We start from the raw sequence: 7,089 nt of genomic DNA on the forward strand, positions 1-7,089 counted from the left end.
GCTCGTCCCGATCGAGATCAGGCGAGGCAACCGCCGCGGCGCCGCCGGCAGCACTTGTGGTGCTCGGGCGCAGCGCGGCGACGGTACCGTCGTTGGCATAGACAAAGGCCACAGCGCCGGCGACGACCGGCCGGTGCCCGATGCGGGCCTTGCTGACCCGCTCGAAGCCGAGCAGCGCGCCGTCGCGGCGCGAGAGCAGATGTACATAACCCTCCAGATCACCAACGGCAAGGTAGTTCCCGAGCAGCGCGGGGGCCGTCACACGCCGGTAACGGAGACCTTCCTGGCGCCATAGGCCGGCGCCGTCCGTGGGATCGGCCGCCCACAGGTTGTCGTCCGAGTCGGTGATGTAGAGGGCGCGCTCGTCAGCGCTCAAGCCGGCATGTGCCGACAGCTCGCGGCGCCACAGGACATCGCCCGTGGCGACGTCGACGGCCGCGAGATCGCCATTGTAGGTGGCCACATAAGCCGTACCGCCCACCACCACAGGGTCCGCGTCCAAGTCGGCGATGCGCTCCAGCTCGCTGCGCCCGCGCGGTGGGGTGATGACGGCCTCCCACAGCGGGAGCCCGCGCTCGAGCTCGAGATGCACCAGGCGCCCGCCGCTCACCCCGACGATCGCGCCCTCGGCGGTGGGGACCGGAGAGCTGGTGCCATGCAGCGTCAGCACCGGCGCGGGAAAACTGTACCGCCAGCGCTCAGCACCATCCGCCACTGCGAACGCATAGAGGGTATCGTCCACGGTATGCACCAGCACCAGGTCCCTGATGATGCGCGGGATGGAAACGACCTCGCTGTCCAATTGCGCGCGCCACAGCTGGCTGCCGTTGCGCGTGGAGTAGGCCACCAAATCGCCGTCGGTCGAGCCCAGCACCAGGGTGTCGCCTTGCACATCGGGGCCGCCGCTGAACGGGAAGGCGGTCTTGCGCTCCCAGATCACGCGCCCGTCGGCGGCAGCAAGGGCGGCGACGACACCGCTCGCGTCCGCCGCGTAGACCCGCCCACCGGCGACAGCGGGCTGCAGGCGGAGCTGACGCTCGTCGGTGCCTTTGCCGATGCGGGTCTTCCAAAGAACTTGCGGCGTGGCCCGCTGTGCCATTTTCTTGTCAAGCGGTGTCGGCGGCGTCGGGTCGCGCTCACCCCCGAGCCAGGGTAGTTGCGCGCAGCCGCCGAGCACGAGCACCGCCACTGCGGCGCAGGCGACCCGGGTCAGCGACCGCCGTTGGCCGCCGTTGGATACCGCCCGCGGGGTCATGACGCCTCGTCCGCGGGCAGGTCCTGGAGCTTGAGCTCGATGACCCGCGCGTTGCCGGCACCGCCATCAAGGGCGTCCCGGTAGGCCGCACGGGCGTCCTCGACCCGGCCCTCGGCGGCGGCAATGTCGCCCTTCAACGCAGCGAAATCGCCGGCAAACGCGGCGTTGCCGCCGTGACGGTCAATGGTGTCGGCGGCGGCTGCAAGCTCACCGCGGTCGATCTGCACCCGTGCCAAGCGCAGCGCTGCGAGGCTCGCGAGGGCCGTGTCGGGCGCTCGATCCATGGCCTCGCGCAGGGCGGCCTCGGCGCCGGCGGAATCCCCGGCCTGGAGTGCCAGTTGCGCGCGGGTGAGCTCGGCGAACATGGCGTAGGGTGTGGAGGCGAACGTGTCGACGATGGCATCCGCCTGCTTCTCGGCGGATGCGGTGTCGCCGGCTTCAGCGGTCATCAGCAATTGCTCGAAGGCGATGCTGCCGCGCTGAGCCAGGTTGGTGCGGTATTCCACCCAGCTGCGCCAGCCGATAACGGCGCCGAGGCCGATGACGACGCCGCCGATGACGGCGAGGCCATTGGCCTTCCACCAGCGCTTGATGGCTTCGACTTTTTCTTCGTCAGTGTCCAGCTCTGCCATGACTGCTCCGTGGTATGAGCGATGTGCTTGTCATCTGTTGCGGCTTGCCGCGCCGGCGGGCGCGCGGCGGCGTCAGCGTGTCGTGCATGCCTCGCGCAGGGCGGCGACAGTCTCTTCAAAGGTCAGCGTACGCTGCTCGCCTCCGCTGCGCAGCGGCTTGCAGGAGACGGTGCCGGCGGCGGCCTCCTCGTCGCCGAGAATGAGCGCCAGCTGGGCACCGCTCTTGTCCGCCTTCTTGAACTGGCTCTTGAAGCTGCCGCCGCCGCAATGGCTCAGGAGCTTGAGTCCAGGTACGGCGTCGCGTAAGCGCTCGGCGAGGGCCGGTGCCGCGGCGGCCGCGGCCTCCCCAAGAGCCACCAGGTAAGCGTCCGGCCCGATACGCAGTGTACTGGTATCGATGAGGTCGAGCAGGCGCTCGGTCCCCATCGCAAAGCCCACCGCCGGCGTCTCGCGACCGCCCAGCTGGGCCACCAGCCCATCATAGCGTCCGCCCGCGCAGACGGTGCCCTGGGCGCCGAGGGCGTCGGTGATCCATTCGAAGACGGTGCGATTGTAATAGTCCAAGCCCCGCACCAAGCGCGGATTGATGCGGTAAGCGATGCCGGCGGCATCCAGCCCGGCGCAGACGCCATCGAAGTGGGCACGGCTTGTCTGGCCGAGGTAGTCCAGCAGGCTGGGCGCCGCGGCAATGACTGGAGCCAGGTCTGGGTTCTTGCTGTCCAGCACTCGCAGTGGGTTGGTCTGTAGACGCCGGCGGCTGTCGTCGTCGAGCGCCGCCTCGTGGGCGCGCAGGTGCGCCACGAGGTCAGCCCGGTAGTGCATGCGCTCGTCGGTATCGCCGAGGCTGTTCAGCTCCAGGCGCAGGTCCGAGAGGCCCAGCGCCCGCCACAGTCGATGAGTCATGGCGATGACTTCGAGGTCGATGTCGGGCCCCGTGAGTCCGAACACTTCGACGCCGATCTGATGGAACTGGCGGTAACGCCCGCGCTGCGGGCGCTCGCGCCGGAACATGGGGCCGCGATACCAGATGCGCTGGGGTTGGTCGAGCAGGCCGTGCTCGATGGCGGCGCGCACGCAGCTCGCGGTGCCCTCGGGGCGTAGTGCCAGGCGGTCGCCGCCGCGGTCCTCGAATGCGTACATCTCCTTTTCGACGATGTCTGTCACCTCGCCGATGGAGCGCTTGAACAGCTCCACGGGCTCCAGCAGCGGCGTGCGCATCTCGCGGTAGCCGTAGCCCTCGATGACGGCGCGGGCGGTGTCTTCCAGGTGCTGCCAAATCGGCGCACGCTCCGGCAGCACATCGTGCATGCCGCGGATCGCTTGCAGTCGCTCGGGCATGGGCGGTTGGACTTCGGACGTTGTGGGTTGCGGACAACAGCGAGGCGTGGGCGATTGGTTAGAGCTCCATCACCTCGGGTGCATCCGGATACTGCCGGCGCAGGGTGTCGGCGAGAGCCTCGGCCGAGCTGCTGTTGCCGACCTTCGCCTCGATCCGGTGGGCGAGCAGCAGCGCCGCGGGCGTGGCCCGCCCCAGGCGCCCGTAGCGGGCAATATAGTCGCGTGCCGCCTGATATTGGCCGCGCTCGTAGTTGAGCCTGGCCATGGCGAGCAGCGCCGGCGGGTAGTTGGCGTTGCGGGACAGCCCCTCGCGCAGATAACGCTCGGCATCGGTGCTGCGCTTGGCGCGCCGCGCACAGTCGGACGCATTCGTCAGTGCGACCTCCGGCGTGGCGTAGAGCGGATTGGCCGCGGCGGCCTTGAACTGCTCGAGGGCCTCGTCGTAGCGGCCGCGGGTGCAGAGGATGGTGCCGCGGGCGTTGAGGTATTCCGGGTTCTTCGGATCCAGGCGCAGGGCCTTGTCGAAGTGGCGATCCGCATCGGCCTGTTTGCCCAGGCGCTGATAGATGATGGCCAGCACGTAGTGCGCGTCAGCGTTGCGCTTGTCCTCATCGACCGCACGCAGTCCCCGCTCCAAGGCGGCATCGAATTGGCCGCGCTGATAGTAGGCGACGGCCATGTTCACGTAGAGGTCAGCCGGGCTCGCACCGGGCTCAAGGCCCGCTGCCTGCCGCTTGGCCTCGGCGCCGCCGCAGCCGGCGAGGATGGGAGCCCCACAGAGCAGCAAAGCGGCGAGTGCGGGGCGGGCTGCTGAGCAGGTCATCATGGTCGCAATGCCACCGCCTGTGACATGGCGGGCACGCGCCGGCGACGATCCTGTACTCGCCCAACCAGCTGCCCACAGGCCGCGGCGATCTCATCACCCCGCGTCTTGCGCGTCGTCGCCACCAGTCCTGCGCGCAGCAGGCGCTGACGGAAGGCGTCCACCCGCTCCGGCGGACTGGTCTCGAAGCCGCTGCCGGGGAATGGATTGAACGGGATCAGATTCACCTTGGACGGCGTGCCCTCAAGCAGCCGAATCAGCGCCTTGGCGTGGGCGATGCTGTCGTTGACGCCATCGAGCATGACGTACTCCCAGGTGATGCGCCGGCGCGTGTCGCCCCGCAGGTAGGCGCGGCACGCTGGGATAAGCTCCTCCAGCGGGTACTTGCGGTTGATGGGGACCAGCTCATCCCGCAGGGCGTTGTCCGGCGCATGCAGGGACACGGCCAGCGCGACATCGCTGACTTCTGCGAGGCGGTAGATATTCGGCACGATGCCGGACGTCGACAGGGTCACCCGATATTTCGACAGCATGTAGGCCAGGTCGTCCCGCATCACGTCCGTGGCGGTGACAACAGCGTCGAAATTGGCCAGCGGCTCGCCCATACCCATCAGCACGATGTTGCTCGGCGCCCGGCCGATGCGCTGCACCGCGTGCCGGACCTGGGCGATGATCTCGCCGGCGCTGAGGTTGCGGTTGAAGCCCTGGCGCGCGGTGGCGCAGAAGGCGCAGTCCAGCGCGCAGCCCACCTGGGACGAGACACAGAGCGTCGTGCGCCGTTCCTCTGGAATGAATACCGTCTCTACACGCTGACCGTCCGGCAGCTCCAGAAGCCACTTCACGGTGCCGTCTGCCGAGGGCTTCTCGGCGGCAACCGGCAGGCGGGGGATGCTTGCCTCGGCGGCAAGGCGCGCACGGAAGGCCTTGGGTAGGTCCGTCATGGCGTCGAAGTCGTCGACGCCATGCTTGTGGATCCACTTGAACAGATTGCGGCCGTGAAAAGGCTTGCAGCCGAGGGTTTGCGCCAGGCCCTCGCAGCCGCGCTGGTCGAGATTCAGCAGGTTCTGGCGCACAATCGGGGGCACCTGTGCGCCCAGGCCTGGGCGCAGATCTCGGCGCTCATCGACGCGCTCGTAGGCGGCCATGGCTTGCTCCGCTTAGGATGAAGTGGCTTGCGCGGGGCCGTGGCCGGCGCCGTCTCTATGCGGATCAGGGGCTATGAGTCCTTTCAGCACCGCGCTTGCCAAACCCTTAAGTATAGGGATTCGATACAGGAGGCGTCCAATTGTTGGGGCCTTGCAGCATCAGCAGCCGCCCAGTGGGGGCACCGCGTGCAGCGCGCATTCGCCTTTTGCGCCGCGCGCAGGTAATCTGCGCGCCGACCAGCCAAATGGCCCAGCAAGCAAGTCCCATGGCACTGTACGACGTCTTCAACGGCGATGCCGACGGCATCTGCGCCCTGCAGCAGCTGTATCTGAACGAGCCGCGGGACTCCGTGCTCGTGACCGGTGTCAAGCGGGATATCGCGCTGGTCGGGCGCGTGCCGGCGCGTGCCGGCGACAGCCTGACAGTGCTCGACATCTCCTTCGACAAAAACCGTGATGCGTGCGTCGCGCTCTTGGAAGGCGGCGCCTCTATTCGGTACTTCGACCACCACTATCCGGGGCACATCCCGACGCATCCTGCCCTCGATATCCATATCGAGACCCTGCCCGACAAGGGCACCTCGCTGCTGGTGGACGAGTACCTGGGCGGCGCCCAGCGGGCTTGGGCCGTTGTCGGTACCTTCGGCGACAACTTCGACGAAGCCGCAGCACGCGCCGCCGCACCCTTGGGGCTGAGTGATGCGGACCTCGCGCTGCTCCGCGAGCTTGGCATACTGATCAACTACAACAGCTACGGCGCCACGGTGGCAGACCTTCACTTTGCGCCGGATGCGCTCTTTCGCAGTCTTGCCCCCTATGCAGATCCGCTGGAGTTTGCCCGCGCGGATCCGACCTTCGACCAGCTCCGAGACGGCTATCGAGACGACATGGCCCGCGCCGAGTCGGCCGAGCTGATCCACCCGGGACCAAGGCATACCTACGTGATGCTGCCCGCCGCGCCTTGGGCCCGGCGAGTCGGCGGCGTCTACGCCAACGCGCTGGCCCAGGCGGAGCCGGAACGCGCCCACGCCATGCTCACCGAGCGCGACGACGGCGGCTACGTGGTCAGTGTCCGCGCACCGCTCAGTACCCGCGACGGGGCGGACGCGCTGTGTCGGCAGTTCGAAACGGGCGGAGGCCGTAAGGCGGCGGCGGGGATTAATCACCTGCCGCAGGCGGACCTGGATGGATTCCTCGGCGCCTACCTTGACGCATTTTAGCCTTTTCGTGGGCCGAAGGCGGGACACCCGGTCGGACCACCTGACCGCCCTTCCCAGCGTCACAAAAGCTCAAGCATGGACGCCTAGCCGTTCAGGCAGTGCGCCACGGAGCGATTGGCGAACAGCCCCGCAGTGAACCAGCCTACGCATGAGCAGCGCTTCCGATATTTCGACGCGTGTCGGGCGAGGAGCCGCGCTCTTGGTTCTTGGGGAGATCCTGCTCCGCGGCGTCGGGCTTATCAACCTCCCTATACTCGCACGCTTACTCGGCCCTGAAGATTTCGGCATCATCGCTGCGGCAACCTTTGTTCTCGGGCTGTCCGAGGCGCTTACTCGGCTGCCGATGGGCGCCGCGCTGATTCGCCACGAACAGCTGCACGACACTCATTTCAACACCGCTTTCACGCTCACTGCATTGCGCGGCCTTTTCCTCGGTGCGATCATCTTCGCGTCCGCGGAAGCTGCAGCCGATTTGTTCCGTGACCCGACGGTCAAGCCTGTACTGCAATGGCTGGCGATCGGCCCTATTCTAATGGGGTTCGAAAACCCCCGTTTCGTGCTTTTCGAAAAACGCCTCGAGTTTGGAAAGCCGGCAATGATCGGCGTCCTCGCCGCTGCTGGCGGGGCGATACTCGCGATATTGCTTGCCCTTACGCTTTGCAATTTTTTGGCCTTG

At 67.5% G+C, this 7,089-nt stretch carries 7 protein-coding genes; 2 read left to right on the plus strand and 5 right to left on the minus strand.

The genetic code is table 11. The features are described 5' to 3' along the window. The 5 genes from bamB to rlmN form a co-directional block, all read right to left on the minus strand. Positions 1–1,255 (minus strand): outer membrane protein assembly factor BamB (gene bamB, locus I6U14_RS14625; protein WP_296900252.1); only part of this gene is annotated, 1,255 nt, incomplete at its 3' end. Beyond that, positions 1,252–1,887, minus strand: a complete 636-nt coding sequence (locus I6U14_RS14630) for a tetratricopeptide repeat protein (protein WP_296900253.1) — start codon at positions 1,885–1,887, stop codon at positions 1,252–1,254. The genes bamB and I6U14_RS14630, both read right to left, overlap by 4 nt. Positions 1,888–1,959: 72 nt before the next feature. Continuing rightward, positions 1,960–3,225 (minus strand): histidine--tRNA ligase, encoded by a 1,266-nt coding sequence (hisS, locus tag I6U14_RS14635; RefSeq protein ID WP_296900254.1) that lies wholly within the window; start codon positions 3,223–3,225, stop codon positions 1,960–1,962. Between the two features lie 58 nt (positions 3,226–3,283). Beyond that, on the minus strand, positions 3,284–4,051 hold the full coding sequence (gene pilW / locus I6U14_RS14640) for a type IV pilus biogenesis/stability protein PilW (RefSeq protein WP_296900255.1): 768 nt from the start codon (positions 4,049–4,051) through the stop codon (positions 3,284–3,286). Next, positions 4,048–5,193 carry a 23S rRNA (adenine(2503)-C(2))-methyltransferase RlmN gene (gene rlmN, locus I6U14_RS14645; protein ID WP_296900256.1) on the minus strand — a complete coding sequence of 382 codons (1,146 nt, stop codon included), beginning with the start codon at positions 5,191–5,193 and terminating at the stop codon, positions 4,048–4,050. The genes pilW and rlmN overlap by 4 nt, the downstream gene beginning before the upstream one ends. Before the next feature lie 266 nt (positions 5,194–5,459). On the opposite strand from rlmN, the gene I6U14_RS14650 reads away from it, so the two are divergent. Beyond that, positions 5,460–6,413 carry an acetyltransferase gene (locus I6U14_RS14650; RefSeq protein ID WP_296900257.1) on the plus strand — a complete coding sequence of 318 codons (954 nt, stop codon included), beginning with the start codon at positions 5,460–5,462 and terminating at the stop codon, positions 6,411–6,413. 148 nt (positions 6,414–6,561) lie between these two features. Next, positions 6,562–7,089, plus strand: a 528-nt coding sequence (locus I6U14_RS14655; protein WP_296900258.1) for an oligosaccharide flippase family protein, incomplete at its 3' end; no start/stop codon positions are given.

The sequence above is a fragment of the Thiohalocapsa sp. genome, from assembly GCF_019695415.1.
Taxonomy (GTDB): domain Bacteria; phylum Pseudomonadota; class Gammaproteobacteria; order Chromatiales; family Chromatiaceae; genus Thiohalocapsa.

Excerpts from the sequence above, each read along its gene's own strand:
- I6U14_RS14630 (WP_296900253.1), bottom strand. The coding sequence starts at position 1,887 with ATGGCAGAGCTGGACACTGACGAAGAAAAAGTCGAAGCCATCAAGCGC.
- hisS (WP_296900254.1), bottom strand. The coding sequence starts at position 3,225 with ATGCCCGAGCGACTGCAAGCGATCCGCGGCATGCACGATGTGCTGCCG.
- pilW (WP_296900255.1), bottom strand. The coding sequence starts at position 4,051 with ATGATGACCTGCTCAGCAGCCCGCCCCGCACTCGCCGCTTTGCTGCTC.
- rlmN (WP_296900256.1), bottom strand. The coding sequence starts at position 5,193 with ATGGCCGCCTACGAGCGCGTCGATGAGCGCCGAGATCTGCGCCCAGGC.
- I6U14_RS14650 (WP_296900257.1), top strand. The coding sequence starts at position 5,460 with ATGGCACTGTACGACGTCTTCAACGGCGATGCCGACGGCATCTGCGCC.